Raw genomic sequence first — 20,841 nt, 5'->3', positions numbered from 1 at the left:
TTAATCAGTGCTTCTTTCCAACGATAAAGAGCAGCTAGTTGCGTTCCAAGTCACGGTGCAAGACGTTGACGTCCACGTCATCGGACTCCCGAAGCCTGCGTACAATCTCCTCCGAAATTGCGACTGACCGGTGGTGCCCGCCAGTACAGCCGATCCCAACAGTGATAAAGTCCTTACCTTCATGACGGTAGCCCTTGAGCATATCCTTCAGCATTGTCAAGAAGTTATCGACGAATGCCTTCGCTCCAGGCTGCGACAGAACATAGTCTGCGACTGGTGCATCGATACCTCGAAACTCCCGAAGCTCGGGGATCCAAAACGGATTTGGCAAAAACCGTACGTCCAACACTAAATCCGCATCACGAGGGGTCCCGTGTTTAAACCCAAACGACTCCACGGTGACGTGCTGTTTCGGTGCAGAGAGGTCGCCAACAGAGGCCTCAATCGACCGACGCAGGTCGTGAACTGAGAGGTGTGTCGTATCAATAATGAGATCTGCACGCTCCCGAACCGGGGCGATCTCCTTTCGCTCCCGTTCGATCCCCTCTTTCAGCGTGTCATTGCCCTGCAACGGGTGCGTACGTCGCACACTGTCGAATCGGCGGATAAGGACTTCATCGCGGGCGTCGAGAAATAAGATGAACGGAGATAGGCCTTTTGCCTCAATCGCCTCAATCGTCTCCATTAACGAGCCATTGAACATCCTGGCACGTACATCAGTGACTACAGCAAGATGGTCAACGGGGGAATCGTCCGCAGTTGACATCTCGACAAGATCGAGAATGAGCTGCGGAGGCAGATTCTGGGAAACGAAGTATCCCTTATCTTCAAAAACTTTCGCGGCAGTCGACAAACCACCACCAGAAAGCCCGGTGATTATCACAGGGCGACGAGATTCGGATGCAGGTAATAAAGGCGAAGTCATAGGCCCATACTAGCTAGGCTTCGATGTCCTTGTGTAGGTGCTCGTAAATCGTCTCTGCCAACTTCGGCCCGACCCCCGCTACCTCCTGCAATTGCTCAAGCGAAGCCTTGCGAATCTGTTTGACACTGCCGAAATGCTTCACCAGTTCTTTTCGCCGAGCAGGCCCCAGCCCCGGTACGTTGTCCAGTACTGATGCTCTCATCCGTTTCGAACGCTGCTGTCTGTGATAGGTGATCGCGAAGCGGTGAGCCTCGTCTCGTATCTGTTGCAGCAGGTACATACCCTCGCAGTTTCTGGGCAAAATGATTGGTTCATCGTCATCGGCAACCCAGATCTCTTCCAGTCGCTTTGCCAGCCCGATGAGCTGCACATCCACGATGCCAAGCTCATCGAATACTGCCTGTGCTGCGTTTACCTGTGGTTTTCCGCCGTCGACGATAAACAGTTGTGGTGGATAGGCAAATCGTTGATTGCCAGTGGAAGCAACCTCACTCGCCTCCTCCGCAAACATCATCTTGCTTACTTCTTCGTCGGGATTGGCGAGTTTGTCCTCGTGGTAGCGCTTAAACCTCCGTCGAGTGACCTCAGCTATCGACCCAACATCATCGGAGCGCCCATCGCCGGCTGCTTCTTTGATTTGGTATCGCCGGTAATCGTTCTTCTTCGGCAGACCATCTTCAAACACGACCAGCGACGCCACAACGTCTGTGCCCTGAATATGAGAAATGTCGGTGCACTCAATTCGTAACGGAGCTTCATCCATGCCAAGCGCCGACTGAATATCCTGCAATGCCTGTGAACGGGCAGTGAGATCGCCTACGCGTTTCAGCTTGTGCTGATGGAGTGCTTCAGCGGCATTGCGGTGGACTGTCTCCAGCAACGCCGCTTTGTCGCCACGTTGCGGCACGCGGATGTCAACCTGCGCACCTCGAAGCTGTGTCAATAGCGTAGAGACGTCGGCCAACTCTTCTGGAAGTTCCGCAACAAGGATTTCACGCGGCACCGGAATACTCGGCACCGCTTCGCGATGCGATTGCTTATCGACGCCCCTTCGTCGGAATTGCTCTGTAATTTGCAGGTCTTCTTTTCGCTCCTGGGCGTCACGCTCAACGGCATCTGAGTAGTACTGAACCAGAAAGTCCTGCATCAGTGTGGGAACTGCAGGGTCCTTTTCCCCCTCTTCTAACCGGTCCAAACTGCCGGGTTCGTCGCCGGTCTTCTCAACGACCCAGCCTCGCTGGGCACGAATGCGACCACCACGAACGTTAAAGATTTGCACAGCTGCTTCCAGCTCATCGCTGTCCATAGCAATGATGTCAGCATCCGTATCACTGCTGAGCACTACGGCTTGGCGCTCCATCACTTTGTCCAGTGCGCCAAGGTCATCGCGAAGACGCGCTGCCTTTTCAAACTCGAGTTGTTCTGCCGCAGTAGCCATTTGCTGCTTGAGGGATCTGACAACGTGCTCTGTTCGTCCGCCCATAAACGAGAGGAACCCGGCAACAATCTCGTCATATTCCTGTTGATCAACACGTTGTACGCACGGTGCCGAACACTTATCGATGTAGCCCAACAGGCATGGTCTCCCGAGCGACTCATGTCGATTAAACACACCGTTCGAACAGGTACGAATCGGAAACACTCTCGTCAATAGATCAAGCGTTTCGCGTACGGCCCACGCGTGCGAGAACGGCCCAAAGTAGCGGACACCTTTTCGTTTCGGCCCCCGGTAGAAGAATGCCCGGGGGTAGCGCTCTTTCACGCTCACAGCGAGCATGGGATACGTCTTGTCATCCCGGTACATGACGTTGAACCAGGGATCGAATTTCTTGATCCACGTGTACTCAAGCTGCAGCGCCTCAACTTCGCTCGCTACAACCGTCCACTCCACGGAGCTGGCGGTAAATACCATCTGGCGCGTTCGCGGATGGAGCTGCGCCGGTGGCTGGAAATAGTTGCTGAGTCGAGCTCGCAGGTTCTTCGCCTTACCGACGTAGACGACGCGACCATGAGGGTCGCGAAACTTATAAACACCTGGGTCGGTGGGGATCGTCCCTGGAGCCGGACGGTAGGAAGTGGGATCAGCCAAAACGCTCCGCGCTCCCTATTCTGACGGCATGTACTTAGCTTCGAGCTCGCGGAACTCCGCAACTGCCTGCAACGCTAGCTCTTTATCTGCAGCCTGAATCGCCCACAGTGGAACGTACTCAAAGTCCGGAAGCTCTAGCCTGGCCATTCGGGCGCCCTTTGGGAACGAAAGCCCGTAGATAACTAGCCAGGGGTAAAATCGCATCCCGATAATGTTGGCTACCTCGACACCATCCTCATTGACCTGGACGCACGGCCGCGTCAACACGAGCCAGGTCAGAATCGAGAGGATGATACCGACTCCAACGAAAGCAAACTTGTCGAGCCACGTAATTGTGAGGCCCGAAAATTCCACGTCAACGACGGCGGCCATGAAGATGTGCACGGCCATCAGCACAAGAATGCATACAGCTGCGACTTTCTTCAGAAATGGGGACCGAATCGTCAGCTCCCACGGCTTAGTCGAGATCGAAGCGTGTGGGTCTAGTGCGTTGAGGTATGCAAGCTCCGCTTCATCAATCTTGCGTGCAACCGACTGTTCTTCGCTCACTACTCTTTACTCCTCGCTGCCGTAGCACACGCTACGTTCTTTCAGTTATGAATGTTTCTTCGGGGTCGCTCGGACTTTTTCAAGCTCGATGAGGGCACCGATTGCTGCCTGCACGGCTTCCGCGCCCTTGTCTTCCTTCGCGTCCTCTCCACCAGCACGCTCGTAGGCCTGGTCTTCTTCTTCGACGGTGAGTACTCCGTTTCCGACGGGCGTTGATTCGTCGAGTGCGATGCGGGTCAACCCTGCGGTCACCGAGTCACAAACGTACTCAAAGTGCGCCGTCTCACCTCGAATTACGCACCCTAGCGCTACGACAGCGTCGTAACGCTGAGCACAGGCCTGCACCACAACCGGCAATTCTAACGCGCCAGCGACGGTAAATTCCACATACTTAGCACCCATTTCTCGGACAGTCGAGATCGCCCGGTCCCGGAGACGCTCCACGATTTTCTGGTTCCACAGTGTCGAAACAATGGCGACTGTATAGCCCTCGCCACTTATCGTCTGCGCATCAGGTGCACCGACACTTGCCATCTAATCGTCCTCCTGCTCAGTCCACGAAGCAGCCAACGGGAGATCATGCCCCATGCGCAACTGCTTGGTTCGTAAATACCGGATGTTCTCGTGAGTAGGCACAATTTCGATTCGAGCCCGCTCTTTCACGATCGGACCGAAGCCGCTGAGCGCTTCCACCTTTTCCGGATTATTGGATAACAGTGTAAACGAAATGATACCAAGGTCTTTCAAAATCTGTCCGGCAACCGAATACTCGCGGGCATCGACGGGCAGCCCCTGCTCAAGGTTGGCATCAACGGTGTCAAGGCCCTGGTCTTGCAGGCGATAGGCCTCGAGCTTGGCGAGGAGTCCGATACCGCGCCCCTCGTGCCCGCGAACATACACGAGCACACCACAACCCTTTTCTTGAATCCGACGCATCGACTCGTGGAGCTGCGGACCACAGTCGCACCGCTTCGACGCAAAGGCATCCCCCGTCAAGCACTCGGAGTGAACCCGCACAAGTACATCGTCACAGTTCGCGACGTCCCCGACTACCAATGCGATGTGCTCGGAACCATCGATGCGATTGCGATAACCGTACGCGGCAAACGTACCGAACTCGGTCGGCAACTTGGTTTCGACAGTGCGCTCGACTGTCATCTCATGGCGGCGTCGATAAGCAATAAGCTGCTCGATGGAGATCATCTTGAGACCGTGCCGGTCGCTGAACTTGCGCAGTTCATCAAACCGCGCCATATCCGTCGGATCCTCCTCGGACACGATTTCACACAACACACCGCACGGAGTAAGTCCTGCCAAGCGCGCGAGATCGATTGAGGCCTCGGTATGTCCATCCCGCGTGAGCACCCCTCCCTTGCGTGCGCGCAGAGGCACGATATGGCCCGGACGAGTGAAGTCATGCGGCCCATACTTCGTATCGACGAGGCGTCGAATAGTCTCAGCTCTCGATGTTGCGGAAATACCTGTCGATCCTGTCGCTGCATCGACAGTGACCGTGTACGCGGTGCCGCGGGCGTCCTCATTATGAGCAACCATGGGCGGCAGTTGGAGCTCATCCGCACGCTCGTCCTCGAGCGGGACGCAAATGTATCCGGAGGTGTAGCGCACCATAAACGCTACGAGTTCCGGGGTGGCGAACTCGGCGGCAAAAATAAGATCCCCCTCGTTCTCCCTATCCTCGTTGTCAACAACAACGACTGCTTCACCGCGAGCAATAGCTGCTACTGCATCTTCGACGGTGTCTAGCTGCGAATTACGTCCAACGGAGTCCTGAGGAGCATTCATGGAACCCAATGTTAGTGCCTCACCATGTTCTCAACGTATTTGGCAATGATATCGACTTCGATGTTGACCGAATCGCCTGATTTCCATGAACCTGCGGTCGTCGCCTGTAGGGTCGCAGGGATGAGCGAGACTTCAAACCAACCATCTCCTACTGCAGAGACGGTCAACGAGATCCCGCTGATCGTGATAGAGCCCTTTTCCACCACGTACTTTCGTACTTTTTCAGGGAGCGAAAACCGCAGTACGTCCCAGTGCTCACCAGGCGAGCGATGTTGAAGTGTCGCCACTGCATCGACGTGCCCCTGCACAATGTGACCACCAAGTCGGTCTCCCACTGCTAGTGCGCGCTCAAGATTGACCAGGGTTGCTTCCTTGTATTCACCGATACGGGAACGACGCAAAGTTTCAAGCATGACGTCTGCAGTAAAAGAATTTTCTGTGGCCTCAACTACTGTGAGACACACCCCGTCGACAGCAATCGAGTCTCCAAGTTCCACTCCTGCAAGTACGGTCTCTGCGCCGATACGGATCCGAACTGCGTCGTCGAGTGGCTCGATTGACGCCACCGAACCAACTTCCTCAACCAGTCCTGTAAACACTATGCAGTCTCCATTTCTATCAATACGTCCTCGCCAAGTTGGTGCACGTCGCAGATCTTAAATTCGAATGCGTCGCCTATCGTACGCGCCAGTGCAGCGTCCAGCACCGAGCGACCTTGGCCTAGCAGTTTTGGCGCAATATATGCTTGCACCCGGTCGACAACACCGCGGGTAAAGAAGCTGCTGAGGAGATTCGCTCCACCCTCAACAAGTACGTCACGGCAGCCAAGTTCCCAAAGTTCTGCGCATGCTGCCTCAGGGGTCGGATACTGCAAAAAGCCTAGCTCGCGTAAGTTTCCTTCGGGCACTTCTCTCGTGCCGATTACAACGCGGCGAGGCTGGTGCGGATACAGGCTTCCATCCGGTCTACGCGCGGTGAGCGAAGGATTGTCAGTGATCGCGGTTCCGGTCCCAACGATGATGGCGTCGCGTTGAGCGCGGTCACGGTGCACGAACTGGCGCGCCTCAGGTCCGGTAATCCACTTGCTGGAGCCGTCAATCGCTGCGGTGAACCCATCCAACGTCATCGCAAACTTCGCGGTCACGCTGACCCGATTGTGGCGTATGGAGGAAATCCAAGGCTGAAGGGCTTCAACGCGGTAAGGCTCGAAGCGGACGTCGATACCCGCGGCTTCAAGCCGCTGAGCACCGCCTGTAGCGAGAGGATTCGGGTCAGCCGTGAGATACACAACCTTGGCAACACCCGCAGAAATCAGTGCCTCTGTGCACGGGCCAGTTCGTCCAGTGTGGTTACACGGCTCCAACGTGACAACGGCTGTAGCGCCTTCTGCACGAGCTCCTGCCTTACGAAGTGCTTGAACCTCCGCATGTGGCCCGCCGACGGGGGCCGTCGCGCCGGTGGCGACTAGAACTCCGTCTGAGCTATACAACGCACATCCAACTGGTGGATTGGGACTCGTAGTCCCGCGGACTGCATCCCCTGCTGCGATAGCTGCTTCGATCACGCGACGCCAGCCGCTTCCTTTGCCATCCGACGCAGCGTATCTACTGCCTCAGCGGGATTATCTGCGCCGAATACTGCGGATCCAGCCACGAAGGCGTCCACACCGGCCTCGGCCGCCTGAGCAATTGTGGAGTTGGCGATGCCACCATCGATCCCAATTACCGTGGACAAGCCAGCAGCGCGAATGCGGTCACGCAGGGTAAACACCTTCGAGAGCACTTCCGGCATGAACTTCTGTCCGCCAAAACCGGGCTCCACACTCATCACGAGCACTTCCTCGAAATGCTCAAGATCGTCGAGGTATGGCTCGATTGGTGTGCCCGGTTTAATAGCAAATCCCGCCTGCACGCCTAATTCACGGCACTGCTTCGCAGCAGCGACGTGGTCGTTCGTTGCCTCGACGTGGAAAATCATTCGATCACCACCAGCGTTGGCATAGGTCTCGAACCACCGCTCCGGTTCCTCGATCATGAGGTGCATGTCGAGAAACTGGTCGGTCACCCCGTTGACAGCTTTCGTCACATCCGGACCGAAGGAAAGGTTCGGCACAAAATGACCGTCCATGATGTCTACGTGGAGCATGTCGGCGTTCGGTACTTTCTCAACATCTTCGCCGAGAGCTGCATAGTTCGCGGCAAGGATGGACGGCGCAATATAAATCATGCCTCTACCCTAGTGTTTTCTTGCGAAGAACTGCGAAGAACATCGCGTCAGTTCCGTGGCGGTGTGGCCACATCTGCACACTACGATGTGGCCCGACGTTTTCCATTGGCGCAACAAGTTGCTGTGCGTCGCACTCCTCGACTTTGCCAGTGGCCAGCACAGCGTCAACGATGCCTCTGGTCTCCCGAATATCTGGCGAACATGTCGAGTACACGATTACGCCACCAGGTTTTGTCGCAGTAATGGCTGTGTTGAGCAGCTTGAGCTGTAGCTGGGTGAGCGAAGCGATATCTGACTCGTGCTTCGTCCAGCGTGCTTCAGGCCGACGCCTCAACGATCCGAGGCCGGAACAGGGGGCGTCGACAAGCACTCGGTCGTATCCAGACTCGAGCTCAATGGTTGTCGCGTCCCCTGTGCGAACACTGACCGGCAAACCTTTCGTCGCCTTCTGCACAAGCTCCGCACGGTGAGGCGCAACCTCGACTGCATCAACGCGTGCACCATCAATTGCCGCCAAGGAACCGATGAATGCAGCCTTGCCACCCGGGCCTGCGCAGAGGTCCAACCAGCGTCCCTGGTCGTCAGCGACGGTCGCTTGGACAAGCGCCCGCGCAATCAACTGAGAGCCTTCGTCTTGTACCGCGGCGAAACCATCGCGTACCGGTTGCAGCTCACCTGGGTTCCCCTCAGGCAAATACACGGCATACGGGGAGTACTTGCCAATGTCGCCACCAGTGATGAGTGCCAACTCCTCCGCGGAGATCTCGCCGGGTCGTGCGACAAGATGCACGATGGGACGCTCCGAGTCAGCTTCGAGGGCCTCGGCCAGCTCCGGATCATCTGCTTCAACCCCTAACGCCGTTGCAAAAGAACGAGCAATCCAAGCAGGGTGCGCGTGCTCGAACGCGATGCGCTCCAGTGGCTCATTGGGCTTGCAGGTGTCAATCCAGTGCTTCGAGGGTTGCCGACTCATCGTTCGCAGCACCGCATTAACAAAACCTTTCGCACCCTGTTTCCCAGCGCCGATAACCAAGCGCACAGAAGTATCAACCGCGGCATGCTGCCCGACTCTGGTGTACAGCAACTGGTAAGCGCCTAATCGCAGAGCTGCGCGTACCTCAGCATCGAGATCAGCAATAGCGCGGCTCGAGCACTCCTGAAGAACTGCATCAATCACTCCGAGCGATCGCAGTGCTCCATACGTCAGCTCCGTGGCAAATGCAGCATCCTTGCCGCGCACCTTGTGTTCACGGAGTATTCCTGGCAAGACCAAGTTCGCGAACGCCCCGTCTATGTCGACGCGCATCAGCGTCGACCACGCTGCCTCACGAGCAGGGTCACCAATATCAACCTTTGGCACTTGCTGGTTGGTTCGCTTTTGCGCAACCTTCGCCGTCTTCTTGCTTACCGCGGCAGGCTTACGACGCCCCGCAGACCGGGATCGGAACCCTCCGCTCATACAAACTTCACCCCTGCCTCAATAGTCTCGGTTGCGAGCCCGCGCCCCCACGCATCTGCAGCCATACGCTTCTTCCCAGGCGGTTGTATCTCTTGCAAGATCACATCGACTGTCCCAGTCCCAACTCGCACCCGATTCTTTTCGACGGCCACTTCGCCCGCGCCAAGCGTATCCGAGTCACCAATCGACACCGGCCCGATTTTGACACGCTGCTCACCGAGCATTGTCCACGCACCAGGTCCTGGCGTGTATGCGCGGATCGTACGATCAACTACTTCGGCGTCACAATCCCACTGAATCCGAGCATCCTTGCTCTGAATTTTCGGGGCATATGTGCCATCCACGGGCTGGGGTTCCGGTACTATGCTGCCACTGGCGAGACCATCCATCGTGGCAACAAGCAAGTCAGCACCCTTGTACGCAAGCCTGGTCAAGAGATCGTCCGCGGTATCGGTAGGCAAAATCGCTTCCTCAAACGTAGCCAGAACTGGACCTGTATCGAGTCCCTCATCGATGCGGAATGTCGTGGCACCGGTCGTCGTCAATCCCGACAAGATTGCAGCCTGGACTGGAGCCGCTCCCCGGAGCTCAGGCAAAAGCGAGAAGTGGAGGTTCACCCACCCGTGCTGAGGCAAGTCGAGCAGCTCAGGCGGAACAAGGTTGCCGTACGCTACGACGGGAATCGCATCTGGAGCAATCGCACGTAGACGTTCGACGATTTCTGCATTACCACGCAATGTCTTCGGCTCAAGTACTTCAATGCCATGCTCAAGCGCAACTTTCTTAACGGGCGACGGGTGAAGCGTCCGCCCCCTCCCCTTCGGCGCGTCAGGGCGCGTGAGCACCGCAACTACTTCATGCTCTGAATGAAGCAACGCCTCCAGCGCCACGACTGCAGGTTCTGGCGTCCCAGCAAACACAATACGCATTACCGTTCCTTCCACCACGTTGATGTTCGAACTTGTGACATAGCTTGTTTCTTTTCTTCCGCAGACAGACGCTCCAAGAACACAACGCCGTCAAGGTGGTCAGTCTCGTGCTGAATGCACCGCGCGAGGAGTCCTGTTCCCAGGATCGACAACGGATGTCCCTCTGCGTCGACACCGTTGCAGACTACGGAGCGATATCGCTCCACATCGGCCCTAACACCGGGAATGGACAGACACCCTTCAGTACCCAGCTGACTATCCCCAGAAAGCGGCGACCACGACGGGTTCACAATGTGTCCCCGAAGCCCCTGGCAATCGAAGACGAACACCCTCTGGCTGTGGCCAATCTGATTTGCAGCCAAGCCAACACCACCTGCGTTATCCATTGTGTCGAACATGTCATTGACCAGCGTGCGAATCCGAGCGCCAAACTCAGTAACCTCTTGAGCTACTTCATTGAGCACAGGATCCCCGAGCAATCGAAGCCTGCGAACTGTCATGGATCGATAGTCTACCCACCTCTCGGCTCCACGGGCGCAACACTATCCAATATGCAGAGGGTCAACCTGCACCCGCAGCGGTAAATCCTGCTTGCGCGTCGCTCTACTGATCACTCCAGCCCGTAAAGCACGACCTAGCTCATTCCGTTCTTGCACTGCGCACCTCACCAGCATGCGCTGCGCAGGGCCGAACTGCTGCTCGTCCCAAGTGCCAGGTAATGAGACCCCGCTCGGTAAGTCGACAGGCCCCAATAACTCAGCAGCTAAAGGAAGCGTCGTATGTGCGAAAAAATCTTCCAAAGCGACACGTGGTGCGTCCACCACTGCTACGTGAGCAGCTGGCGGAAACGAAACCTCTCTTCGATGTCCAAGCTCAAGCGCCGCATAGCCGGACGGATCCCAGCGCAGGAAGAACTGCACAACCGCAATTCCCGGATCAGCGGTCACGACGACCTCCCCGCCGCGTTCATGGGGCTCAACCAGCGCTGCAGCCGCTATCCATCTCGAATATGTCTCTTCAGCCGCTCGCAAGTCTGGACGTTGCAGCAGCGCCCACGCATCCATCAGCACCGCTGCTCCGTACCCGCCTTCCACTACGGGTTCCGCGCCGGGCGTGGCTACAACAAGCTGTGCCTGAGGCTCAACCTCAGCGAGTACCTTCTCGCCCGAGGAGTTCCGCACACGAACATGAGGAAATGCTCGGCCAAGCTCCTCTGCTGTCCGGTCTGTGCCCAATACCACTGCGCGCAGCTTTCGCGAACCACATGCAACACAACGATAAGACGGATCTATGCGGCCACACCACCGGCAGGTTGGTGCGGAGGCATCCCCACTTTGTGGCAACTCGAGCGGTCCATTGCACGCACGACACCGCGATGGGGTGCGGCAATCACCGCAAGCCAGCGCACGAATGTATCCAGCACGAGGCACCTGAAACAGCACCGGGCGATTACGCTCAAGAGCCCGCTTTGCTGCTTGGAACGCCGCAGAAGGAAGCCTTGCTTGCCTTGCACGTGGGTCACGTTCTAGTGCGATGTCGGAATCCCCCGCTGCATAGATCCGCGGCATCCGCTCTCGAATCGTGCCTTTCGACGCCTCCAACCCATGCATCCAACCCGATTCGACCAGCATTTGGGTTTCTACAGTTCTTGCGACACCACCGATGATTAAAGGGACGTGCTCAAGCGCGGAGCGCGTCGTCAAGACCTCGCGAGCATGCACATACGGCTCACGCGGATCAACAAGATTGTCGTTGCCGTCATCCATGAGCACAAGCAGTCGAAGATCCTGTACCGGCGCAAACGCGGCAGAGCGAGTCCCCACCACGATTCGGGCCTGCCCATGCAATGCCGAAAGATATCGTGAATACCTTGCCTGCGGACCCTGTGCAGAAGTGAGCGTGCTTATCTGCCGAGGCCCGACCACCTTCTTCAACTGTGCTTCGAGGCTATCTACATCTCGCTGGTCCGGTACGACGATGAGTGCTCCGCCACCGTCAAGCGCGACTTTTGCAGCCAAAGCAGCAACAGGACCTGCCCACGGAGCACCTGGTGCAACCTGCCACGCTGCTCGCACTAGCTTTCTGGCAAGCACAGCATCGACGAATGATTCACCGTATTGATATGTACTCCATCCCGAAAGATCTGGCTCGGTGGCCTCACCAAGCTCCGCCCAAGATGTAGAAGTGTCTGTCTCTTCAGCTTTCTTATGCCGAGGAGGGATCGCTGAGCGATAGATATCAGACCTGACGCCGGCATAGCGCTCAGCGAGTGCGTCGACAAGCTGGCGTAACTGGATTGGAGCGACAACCTCCGATGAAATCACGCGCTCGAGGAACCGCAAGTTACCTACATGCTCAGGGGCCTCCGTCCGGCCAAGAATCAACCCATCAACAAGTCGACCAGCGAACCGCACCCGCACCCGCGTTCCCGGCTGCGCATCTTCTGACTGCTCCTCAGCTACGTAGTAGTCAAAGGTGCGGTCTAGATGTGCCAACCCAAGCTGGGGTAGCACCTTGGCGACAGGAAGGAAGGTTGCGGGCTGCTTCGACATTCAGCCGGGCCTTATACCCCTGCTGCAGCGCGCAGGTCATCTACCTTGTCCAAACGCTCCCACGGCAAGTCGACATCCGTGCGTCCAAAGTGACCGTACGCAGCCGTTTGGGCATAAATTGGGCGAAGCAAGTCAAGTTCTTTGATGATTGCGGCCGGACGAAGGTCAAAGACCTTCTCCACAGCCTGCTGAATTGACTCGTTCGTCTGTCCTTCAGCTGCGGTGCCAAACGTCTCAACGTAGAGGCCAACCGGGGTTGCTCGCCCAATCGCGTACGCTACCTGCACCTCGACGCGGTCTGCTAAACCAGCTGCACAAATATTCTTGGCAACCCAACGAGTTGCGTACGCAGCAGAGCGGTCAACCTTTGATGGATCCTTGCCGGAAAACGCACCACCGCCGTGCCGGGCCATGCCACCATATGTGTCTACGATGATCTTTCGCCCAGTCAACCCGGCGTCTCCCATCGGGCCCCCAAGCACAAACGAACCCGAGGGATTAATCAGCAGCTTGGTGTCATCCGTGTAGAACTTCTCTAACCCAGCGTCAGCGATTACCCACTCGAGCACATGGGTGCGGAGCGCGTTCTCGAGTTCCTCTCCGACGAAGTCCGGGTCGTGTTGCGTGGAAATAACCACGGTATCCAGTGCCACTGGGGTGTCGCCGTCGTAAGCGAACGTCACCTGAGTCTTACCGTCCGGGCGCAAGCCCACAACGGTGCCCATCTTTCTCACCTCGGTCAAGCGTCGCGCAAGTCGGTGCGCAAGCGCAATTGGTAGCGGCATGTACTCTTCGGTTTCATTCGTAGCGTAACCAAACATCAGCCCCTGATCACCAGCACCTGTTTGGTTGAGCGCTTCGATGGTGTCGTTCTCGCGCGACTCCTGAGAAAAACTAACGCCGTCCGAAATTTCAGCAGACTGATCGCCGATGGCGATGTTCACTCCACATGTACGGCCATCAAAGCCCACCTCCGACGAAGAAAACCCGATTCCGACCAACTTGTCGCGGACAATCTTGGCGATGTTTGAGTAAGCCTCGGTTTGTACCTCACCCACCACGTGCACCTGACCGGTCGTCACTAAGGTTTCTACAGCGACACGCGAGGACGGATCCTGCTTGAGCATGTCGTCCAAAATCGCGTCCGAAATTGCATCGCAGATTTTGTCGGGGTGACCTTCAGTCACCGATTCACTGGTGAATAAACGGTAGTACGTACCAGTATCACGTGTAGACAAAGCGGTCTTCCTTTTGCTCTTTCGTTCCTACAGAGAATGGCCAGCGAAGACGTACCATCGCCAACCGTTGATGCAATGCACCTTAGAGTAGACCACTCGGTCTAATAATTCAAACGTCGTTTCTACATGTGGAGTGACTCAACCTTATCCAGCAGGTGCACTGCAACTTCCAGCTTTGTACCATGCGGAATCGCCTGTTCCCGACCCGAACTATCAAGGAACCACCCCTGATTGTGTGCCTGCCCGAAGACAGCTCCTTGCGCCACCGAATTCACCATCAGACCGTCCACTCCCTTGCGCTGCAGCTTGCGCCGGGCGTTCTCAAGTTCGTTATCGGTCTCCGCAGCGAACCCAACAATCGTCGCAGAGGTAAGCCCCTCTTTCCTCATCTCACCAAGTCCCTGCAAAATATCGGGGTTTGCAACCAGGTCCACCTGAGAAAGCTCTTGACTGTTATCATCTTTCTTCAGTTTCTTCTGCGCCGCATGCCGTGGCCTCATATCAGCTACAGCAGCAGCCATAACGATGATGTCGGCTTGTGGAGCAAGGCTGCGCATCGCCTCATTCATCTGGAGAGCAGTAGTGACACGATGTATCTCAGCACCAGCGGGGATGCTCAAGTGGTCAATGGCACCCGCGACGATATCAACATGGGCACCTCTTTGTGCTGCAATCTCTGCCAGAGCAAAACCTTGCTTGCCGGAGGAATGATTCCCCAAGAATCGGACAGGATCGAGTGGCTCCCGAGTGCCTCCGGCACTGATCAACACTCTTTTACCCTTGAGCGTTTGCTCAATTGGCCTGGTAGCAGCCACGGTCTCTGTCAGCTTGACAATCTGCGAGGGGTCGAGAAGCCGACCTGCCCCACTGTCCTTGCCCGTCAGCCGCCCATGCGCTGGCTCCAGTACGGTGTACCCCCGAGAGCGAAGGACCGACACGTTGTGTTGCGTAGCGCGATTGTTCCACATCTCAGTATGCATTGCCGGAGCAAGCACGACGGGACACGTTGCCATGAGCAGTGTGGAAGTTAAGAGATCATCAGCGCGCCCACCAGCCACGCGCGCCAGAAAGTCTGCAGTAGCAGGAGCCACCACAATGACGTCCGCGTCCTGCCCGATTCGTACGTGCTGCACCTCATCAACGCGCGAAAAAACATCAGTGTCTACCGGAGCGCCAGACAGCGCCTCAAAAGTGGCCGCACCTACAAACTTCAAGGCGTTTTCTGTCGGAATAACCCGTACGTCAACCCCTTGCTCGCGAAATCCGCGAACAATCTGACAGGCTTTGTACGCTGCGATACCGCCCGAAACGCCAACGACTACCTTGCTCACTTCGTTCATAGCAAAAGAGTGTACGCAAAACCCCGCAGCCGCTTCCATTAGGGAGCCACTGCGGGGCAAGTGTGTGATATGAGGGTGCGGGGAGTTACATGCCCTCTTCGTGCTCGAGCAAACTCGAGTTGATCTCGCGAAGCGCGATCGAAAGCGGCTTCTCACCCGGCTCTGGCGTCACCAATGGCCCGATGAACTCAAAAACGCCCTCGTCTGAGTTCTGGTAGTAGCTGTTGATTTGGCGGGCGCGCTTGGCCGCAAAGATTACCAAGGCGTACTTCGACGAAACCTTCGTCAGTAGCTCATCAATCGGGGGTGCGGTAATACCATCAGGGGTGTCGTATGCTTTTTCTTCCGCGTCGCCCGCAGAGCCATCTTGCAACAGATCGCTGTTGATCGTGCTCAATTCAACCTACTTCTCGTTGTACTTCAATTAATTGTCAGTGTCTCGGCCGTCAGACCCCACAAGAAGGTCCACTATAGCAGCGACAGCGTCATCGATGTTGTCATTGACCACGACGTTGTCGAATTCGTCCTGTGCCGCAATCTCGTTGCGGGCAGTTTCCAGACGACGCTCGATCACCTCTTGCGTCTCCGTGCCCCTGCCAGTGAGTCGCTCTACAAGAATCTCCCACGACGGCGGGGCCAAGAACACGGTGGCCGCCTCTGGCATCAAGCCTTTGATGTTTCGAGCTCCAACCAAGTCGACTTCGACGAGGACTGGCCGACCAGCCTCCAACGCCTCGCGCACTGGAGAAGCTGGAGTACCGGAGCGCTGGAGCCCTCCATGGATATCTGCCCACTCAAGCATCTCGCCCGAATCAATCTTCTGTTGGAACTCATCGGGCGTAACAAAGAAGTAATCCTTGCCGTCCTGTTCGCCCGGCCGAGGTGCGCGCGTTGTCATTGAGACAGAGAAGTACAGTTCAGGAACTTCTGTGCGCAAGCGCTGCACAACGGTTGACTTCCCTACCGCTGACGGGCCGGCCAGAACTACGAGATTACCGCGTGAAGTGGGAGTCGACACTGGATTAGTCCTCGGAGAAACCAAAGCGCTCAAGCAGGGCACGGCGCTGACGGTCACCCAGACCGCGCAGACGACGCGTCTGTGCAATCTCAAGCTCTTCCATGATCTCGCGAGCCTTCACCTTGCCAACCTTTGGCAGAGCCTCCAGGAGCGCAGAGACCTTGGTCTTACCGATGATTTCATCGGTAGCTGCCTTCTCCAAAACCTCAGCGAGGTTCGTGTCGCCGCGCTTCAGCGAAGCCTTCAGCTCTGCACGCTGCTTACGCGCTTCTGCTGCCTTCTCAAGTGCTGCCTTGCGCTGCTCATCGGTCAACTGTGGAAGTGCCACGGTTTCCTCCATGTAGATAGTAGTTCTATTGCTCCAGTGCTTTGGCACCGGACCGCGATTTACCAGCCCCGATAGTACCGGACTAAGCAAGCGGCTCCGAGCCAGTGTAGCACTAGGAAGTTTTCTTCATGATGTATTGCATGGCGTTTAGCCACGTCAACGCATCGACGCAACTAAACTACCAGCAATTATGCAATCTGGTAAATACGAGCTATCTCTATTGCCAATTCGCCTGGTCAACAGCACGTTTTCGCAGTTCATCTGGGTCCGGACCAGCAGTAAGAATCCCACGTGACATATTGGGATAAAACTGCCTAATTCTCTTCCCCGCGATCTCACGAACGTCGTTAAAGCTAGCCCCTTGTGCGCCAACGCCTGGCATAAGGACTGGCCCAGTAAACCTCGAAAGATCAAGCGCGTATGAGAGCGTCGCCCCCACCACAATCCCCACATCTGAACAGTGCGTGCTATTCAGCGCCTCACAGGCATCAACCATCTGCTGCGCAATTGTTACACCGTCTATCTGTTGAGATTGGAACTCCTGCGCCTCCGGGTTCGAGTTAGCAGCCATAACAAATACTCCTTTCCCATACTCGAAGGCAGTGTTGATTGCAGGGGCAAGGGAACCAACGCCAAGAAACGGAGTCAGCGTGAGGGCATCCACTTCTAGGGGCGATCCCGGTCGAAGCCAAGCGTCGGCATACCCTTGCATTGTCGAACCGATATCCCCTCGCTTCGCATCTGCTATCACAAGCGTTCGTGACTCCCGGAAGCGTTGAATGAGTCGCTCTAGGACGCCGAAGCCTGCGGATCCAAATCGTTCATAAAACGCGACCTGTGGCTTGACCACAGCTGCATGGCCAGCAAACGCCTCAACGCAGGCATCGGAAAACGCGGCAAGGCCATCTACGGTATCTGGGAGACCCCACTGTTCAAGGATCTGTGCATGCGGGTCGATGCCCACACACAGCTGCCCGTGTTCACGGGCAGCACTGTGTAAGTCGAGCGCAAAGGACACGGCTACTTATCTCCGTTCTCAGTCCGAGTTTCGGACTCAAGTTCCTGAAGGCTCATGACAGCGATTTCATTGTCACGAAGCGCTTCGATGCCTTGGACCGCGGCGGTAACGCCCTGAACTGTCGTCATGAGTGGTACACCGTGTGCAACGGCTGCGGCGCGGATATCGTATCCGTCGTGGCGTGCACCTGAAGATCCTGCGGGCGTGTTCAGAATCAGGTCAATCTCACCATCGTTAATGCAGTCGACGATCGATTTGCCCTCCGCCCCGTTTCGGACGTCTGAGGCCTTCAATACGATCTCGCAAGGGATCCCATTCCTTCGCAGCATTTGGGCTGTGCCGCCTGTAGCCAGAATCTTGAATCCCATTGTGGAAAGGCGCTGAATTGGGAAAATCAGGGTTCTCTTGTCACGGTTAGCGACAGAAACGAATACTGTGCCTTCCGTCGGAAGTGCGCCAAAGGCTGCTGCCTCGGCCTTCGCGTAGGCAACTCCGAACGACGGCGCTAAGCCCATCACTTCGCCAGTCGACTTCATCTCTGGGCCAAGGATGGTGTCGAGCATCGCACCGTCCGGCCGACGGAAGCGGTTGAACGGCAACACGGCCTCTTTCACTGCGATTGGGTGATCAAGTGGCAGCGAGCCTCCGTCGTAGTCACTCGGGATCATCTCTTCGGCCTTCAGCTCTGCGATGGTCGCACCCATCATCACACGAGCAGCCGCCTTGGCTAGGTGTACGCCGGTCGCCTTCGACACGAAAGGAACGGTTCGCGACGCACGCGGGTTGGCTTCAATGACGTAGAGGATGTCGTCTTTCAACGCGAACTGTACGTTCATCAGACCGGTGACACCAATACCGTGCGCCAACGCCTCTGCAGAACGACGCACCTTTTCAATATCCTCTGGCCCAATGGTCATCGGAGGCAGCGCACAGGCCGAATCGCCGGAGTGGATGCCGGCTTCCTCGATGTGTTCCATGACGCCACCGAGGTAGACGTCCTTACCATCCGACAGCACGTCGACGTCGATCTCAATTGCGGAATCCAGGAAGCGGTCAACAAGCACAGGGTGATCCGGCGAGAGTTCGGTTGCGCGATTGATGTAGTCTTCAAGGCTTTGCTCGTCGTAGACAATCTCCATGCCTCGGCCGCCCAGCACGTAGGAAGGACGAACAAGGACGGGGTATCCAATCTCATTTGCTACTCGACGTGCCTCTTCGAAAGAAACGGCGGTACCGTACGCTGGCGCAGGCAGTTTGGCAGCGTCGAGCACCTTGCCAAACTCGCCGCGGTCTTCCGCGGAATCGATGGCCTCGGGGGTAGTTCCGACTACCGGTACCCCGGCGTCAGCGAGTCGCTGCGCGAGCCCGAGTGGCGTCTGACCACCCAACTGCACGATAACCCCTGCAACCGTGCCAGACAGAGACTCAGCGCGATAGATCTCCATGACATCTTCGAATGTCAGAGGCTCGAAGTAGAGCCTGTCAGCCGTGTCGTAGTCAGTGGAAACGGTCTCCGGGTTGCAGTTGATCATCACTGTCTCGTAGCCAACCCGCGAGAGCTCCAGCGCGGCGTGGACGCACGAGTAGTCAAACTCTATGCCTTGACCGATGCGGTTCGGGCCTGAGCCCAGGATCAGCACCTTCTCCTTATCGGAGGAGGCGACCTCAGACTCTGCCTCCGGATCCCATTCGTACGCGGAGTAATGATACGGCGTCTGCGCTTCGAACTCACCCGCGCAAGTATCAACGGTCTTGTATACAGGGTGGACACCAAGAGACCACCGGAGTGATCGTACGCCATCTTCGCCGGCTAGCTCAGGGCGAAGCGCGGCAATCTGTGCATCAGAGAGCCCGAAAACTTTCGCTTCGCGGAGCATCTCAGCGTCGAGAACGGGGGCGTCGATAAGCGCCTGGCGGAACTCAACGAGCGCTGCCAACTCAGCGAGGAACCACGGGTCAATCCCACTGGCTTCGTAGACCTGCTCGATGCTCGCGCCCAAGCGCAGCGCGAGTTCAACATCGTACATGCGCTTATCGGTCGGGACGCGCAGATCCTGGAGGACAGCATCCACATCATTCTCACGGCCTTCAGCAAAGTAGCTATCCGGCTTCGTCCAGAAACCGTTCGGCTTCTCTTCCATTGACCGCATGACCTTATTCAAGCCTTGGATGTAGTTGCGCCCAATGCCCATTGCTTCGCCAACAGCCTTCATCGAGGTGCCCAACGTCTCGTCTGATCCAGGGAACTTCTCGAACGTAAAGCGAGGCATCTTGACGATGACGTAGTCGAGCGTCGGCTCAAACGCGGCTGGGGTCACCCCGGTGATGTCGTTTTGAATCTCATCCAGCGTGTAGCCAATAGCCAGCTTGGAGGCGATCTTTGCAATCGGGAAGCCCGTCGCCTTCGACGCAAGAGCCGAAGAGCGAGAGACACGTGGGTTCATCTCAATTGTGATGATGCGCCCGTCAGTTGGGTTCACCGCGAACTGAATATTGCAGCCACCCGTATCGACGCCCACTTCGCGGATAATGGCGATACCCTGATCACGCATGGTCTGAAACTCCCTATCCGTCAGCGTCATAGCCGGCGCGACGGTGACAGAGTCACCTGTGTGGACACCAAGCGCATCAACGTTCTCGATTGAGGCGACCACTATGACGTTGTCATTGCGGTCGCGGACAAGCTCAAGCTCGAACTCTTTCCAGCCGAGAATAGACTCCTCGATCAGCACATTTGCTTCCGGGGAGGCGTCAAGTCCTCCACCTGCGATGCGGTCAAGGTCCTCCATGGTGAACGCGAGACCAGAGCCAAGACCGCCCATGGTGAAGGAAGGACGGACAACGACCGGAAGCCCAAGCTCCTGGACAGTCTCGTGGACTTCACCCATCGAGTAGCACACGCGTGAGCGGGCAGATTCACCGCCGATCTTCTCGACGATGTCCTTGAACTTCTGCCGATCCTCACCGCGCTCAATTGCATCGATGTTTGCGCCAATAAGCTCCACGTTATGCTTTGCCAGGATACCCTGGCGCTCAAGTTGGATCGCTGCGTTCAAGGCAGTTTGACCGCCGAGCGTTGGCAGAATCGCATCGACTGGATGCCCCTGCTCTGTTTCACGGGCCAAGATCATGTCGATGTAGCTTGGGTCAATCGGCTCAACATAGGTGTGATCCGCAAACTCCGGGTCCGTCATGATCGTTGCCGGGTTCGAGTTAATGAGCGTGACTCGTAGCCCTTCTTCCTTCAGGACGCGACAAGCCTGCGTCCCCGAGTAGTCAAACTCGCACGCCTGGCCAATAACGATTGGCCCGGAGCCAATAACCATCACATGGTTGATATCTTCGCGCTTCATTGTGTGAATCTCCT

19 protein-coding genes are annotated in these 20,841 nt (G+C 56.7%); all 19 read right to left on the bottom strand.

Annotated elements, in window-relative coordinates:
- Positions 1-34: 34 nt before the first annotated feature.
- The 19 genes from rapZ to carB all read right to left on the bottom strand — a co-directional run bounded on the left by rapZ (position 35) and on the right by carB (position 20,827).
- The gene (gene rapZ, locus KBX14_RS01720) at positions 35-925 is read right to left on the bottom strand and encodes an RNase adapter RapZ (RefSeq protein WP_070477070.1); all 891 of its coding nucleotides are present in this window, start codon (positions 923-925) and stop codon (positions 35-37) included.
- Between the two features lie 13 nt (positions 926-938).
- Positions 939-3,014 carry an excinuclease ABC subunit UvrC gene (gene uvrC, locus KBX14_RS01715; RefSeq protein WP_256008153.1) on the bottom strand — a complete coding sequence of 692 codons (2,076 nt, stop codon included), beginning with the start codon at positions 3,012-3,014 and terminating at the stop codon, positions 939-941.
- A gap of 15 nt (positions 3,015-3,029) precedes the next feature.
- A complete protein-coding gene (locus KBX14_RS01710; RefSeq protein ID WP_256041731.1) occupies positions 3,030-3,563 on the bottom strand; it encodes a PH domain-containing protein in 534 nt (177 codons plus the stop codon).
- A 45-nt stretch (positions 3,564-3,608) separates the two neighbouring features.
- Complete coding sequence (gene ribH, locus KBX14_RS01705) at positions 3,609-4,097, bottom strand: 6,7-dimethyl-8-ribityllumazine synthase (protein ID WP_256041730.1); 489 nt, start codon at positions 4,095-4,097, stop codon at positions 3,609-3,611.
- Positions 4,098-5,366, bottom strand: a complete 1,269-nt coding sequence (locus tag KBX14_RS01700) for a bifunctional 3,4-dihydroxy-2-butanone-4-phosphate synthase/GTP cyclohydrolase II (protein ID WP_070977199.1) — start codon at positions 5,364-5,366, stop codon at positions 4,098-4,100.
- Positions 5,367-5,377: 11 nt separating this feature from the next.
- A complete protein-coding gene (locus KBX14_RS01695; protein ID WP_070362415.1) occupies positions 5,378-5,965 on the bottom strand; it encodes a riboflavin synthase in 588 nt (195 codons plus the stop codon).
- Positions 5,965-6,927, bottom strand: a complete 963-nt coding sequence (gene ribD / locus KBX14_RS01690) for a bifunctional diaminohydroxyphosphoribosylaminopyrimidine deaminase/5-amino-6-(5-phosphoribosylamino)uracil reductase RibD (protein ID WP_370687046.1) — start codon at positions 6,925-6,927, stop codon at positions 5,965-5,967. Before ribD ends, KBX14_RS01695 begins: the two co-directional genes overlap by 1 nt.
- Positions 6,927-7,592: a ribulose-phosphate 3-epimerase gene (rpe, locus tag KBX14_RS01685; RefSeq protein WP_256041728.1), complete on the bottom strand. Its 666-nt coding sequence runs from the start codon at positions 7,590-7,592 to the stop codon at positions 6,927-6,929. Before rpe ends, ribD begins: the two co-directional genes overlap by 1 nt.
- 4 nt (positions 7,593-7,596) lie before the next feature.
- Positions 7,597-9,051 carry an RsmB/NOP family class I SAM-dependent RNA methyltransferase gene (locus tag KBX14_RS01680; RefSeq protein WP_256041727.1) on the bottom strand — a complete coding sequence of 485 codons (1,455 nt, stop codon included), beginning with the start codon at positions 9,049-9,051 and terminating at the stop codon, positions 7,597-7,599.
- The gene (fmt, locus tag KBX14_RS01675; RefSeq protein ID WP_070362411.1) at positions 9,048-9,980 is read right to left on the bottom strand and encodes a methionyl-tRNA formyltransferase; all 933 of its coding nucleotides are present in this window, start codon (positions 9,978-9,980) and stop codon (positions 9,048-9,050) included. The genes KBX14_RS01680 and fmt overlap by 4 nt, the downstream gene beginning before the upstream one ends.
- A complete protein-coding gene (gene def, locus KBX14_RS01670; RefSeq protein WP_070477062.1) occupies positions 9,980-10,480 on the bottom strand; it encodes a peptide deformylase in 501 nt (166 codons plus the stop codon). Before def ends, fmt begins: the two co-directional genes overlap by 1 nt.
- A 42-nt stretch (positions 10,481-10,522) precedes the next feature.
- The gene (locus tag KBX14_RS01665) at positions 10,523-12,532 is read right to left on the bottom strand and encodes a primosomal protein N' (RefSeq protein WP_256041726.1); all 2,010 of its coding nucleotides are present in this window, start codon (positions 12,530-12,532) and stop codon (positions 10,523-10,525) included.
- A gap of 11 nt (positions 12,533-12,543) precedes the next feature.
- On the bottom strand, positions 12,544-13,770 hold the full coding sequence (gene metK, locus KBX14_RS01660) for a methionine adenosyltransferase (RefSeq protein WP_070477058.1): 1,227 nt from the start codon (positions 13,768-13,770) through the stop codon (positions 12,544-12,546).
- A 122-nt stretch (positions 13,771-13,892) separates the two neighbouring features.
- The gene (gene coaBC / locus KBX14_RS01655; protein WP_256041725.1) at positions 13,893-15,110 is read right to left on the bottom strand and encodes a bifunctional phosphopantothenoylcysteine decarboxylase/phosphopantothenate--cysteine ligase CoaBC; all 1,218 of its coding nucleotides are present in this window, start codon (positions 15,108-15,110) and stop codon (positions 13,893-13,895) included.
- A gap of 85 nt (positions 15,111-15,195) precedes the next feature.
- Positions 15,196-15,498: a DNA-directed RNA polymerase subunit omega gene (rpoZ, locus tag KBX14_RS01650; protein WP_240492815.1), complete on the bottom strand. Its 303-nt coding sequence runs from the start codon at positions 15,496-15,498 to the stop codon at positions 15,196-15,198.
- Between the two features lie 36 nt (positions 15,499-15,534).
- Positions 15,535-16,128: a guanylate kinase gene (gene gmk / locus KBX14_RS01645; RefSeq protein WP_070362405.1), complete on the bottom strand. Its 594-nt coding sequence runs from the start codon at positions 16,126-16,128 to the stop codon at positions 15,535-15,537.
- A gap of 4 nt (positions 16,129-16,132) precedes the next feature.
- Positions 16,133-16,456: an integration host factor, actinobacterial type gene (gene mihF / locus KBX14_RS01640; protein WP_070363511.1), complete on the bottom strand. Its 324-nt coding sequence runs from the start codon at positions 16,454-16,456 to the stop codon at positions 16,133-16,135.
- A 217-nt stretch (positions 16,457-16,673) separates the two neighbouring features.
- The gene (gene pyrF / locus KBX14_RS01635) at positions 16,674-17,474 is read right to left on the bottom strand and encodes an orotidine-5'-phosphate decarboxylase (RefSeq protein ID WP_256041724.1); all 801 of its coding nucleotides are present in this window, start codon (positions 17,472-17,474) and stop codon (positions 16,674-16,676) included.
- Positions 17,475-17,476: 2 nt separating this feature from the next.
- A complete protein-coding gene (gene carB, locus KBX14_RS01630; RefSeq protein ID WP_256041723.1) occupies positions 17,477-20,827 on the bottom strand; it encodes a carbamoyl-phosphate synthase large subunit in 3,351 nt (1,116 codons plus the stop codon).
- Between the last annotated feature and the right edge of the window lie 14 nt (positions 20,828-20,841).

The organism is Corynebacterium sp. CCUG 61414 (assembly GCF_024453945.1).
GTDB classification, from domain to species: domain Bacteria; phylum Actinomycetota; class Actinomycetes; order Mycobacteriales; family Mycobacteriaceae; genus Corynebacterium; species Corynebacterium pseudogenitalium.
Note: the sequence above shows the minus strand (reverse complement) of the source record. Positions and strands in the feature narration are given on the sequence as shown.

Excerpts from the sequence above, each read along its gene's own strand:
- def (WP_070477062.1), bottom strand. The coding sequence starts at position 10,480 with ATGACAGTTCGCAGGCTTCGATTGCTCGGGGATCCTGTGCTCAATGAA.
- KBX14_RS01665 (WP_256041726.1), bottom strand. The coding sequence starts at position 12,532 with ATGTCGAAGCAGCCCGCAACCTTCCTTCCTGTCGCCAAGGTGCTACCC.
- KBX14_RS01680 (WP_256041727.1), bottom strand. The coding sequence starts at position 9,051 with ATGAGCGGAGGGTTCCGATCCCGGTCTGCGGGGCGTCGTAAGCCTGCC.
- ribH (WP_256041730.1), bottom strand. The coding sequence starts at position 4,097 with ATGGCAAGTGTCGGTGCACCTGATGCGCAGACGATAAGTGGCGAGGGC.
- carB (WP_256041723.1), bottom strand. The coding sequence starts at position 20,827 with ATGAAGCGCGAAGATATCAACCATGTGATGGTTATTGGCTCCGGGCCA.
- fmt (WP_070362411.1), bottom strand. The coding sequence starts at position 9,980 with ATGCGTATTGTGTTTGCTGGGACGCCAGAACCTGCAGTCGTGGCGCTG.
- KBX14_RS01700 (WP_070977199.1), bottom strand. The coding sequence starts at position 5,366 with ATGAATGCTCCTCAGGACTCCGTTGGACGTAATTCGCAGCTAGACACC.
- rpe (WP_256041728.1), bottom strand. The coding sequence starts at position 7,592 with ATGATTTATATTGCGCCGTCCATCCTTGCCGCGAACTATGCAGCTCTC.
- coaBC (WP_256041725.1), bottom strand. The coding sequence starts at position 15,110 with ATGAACGAAGTGAGCAAGGTAGTCGTTGGCGTTTCGGGCGGTATCGCA.
- rapZ (WP_070477070.1), bottom strand. The coding sequence starts at position 925 with ATGACTTCGCCTTTATTACCTGCATCCGAATCTCGTCGCCCTGTGATA.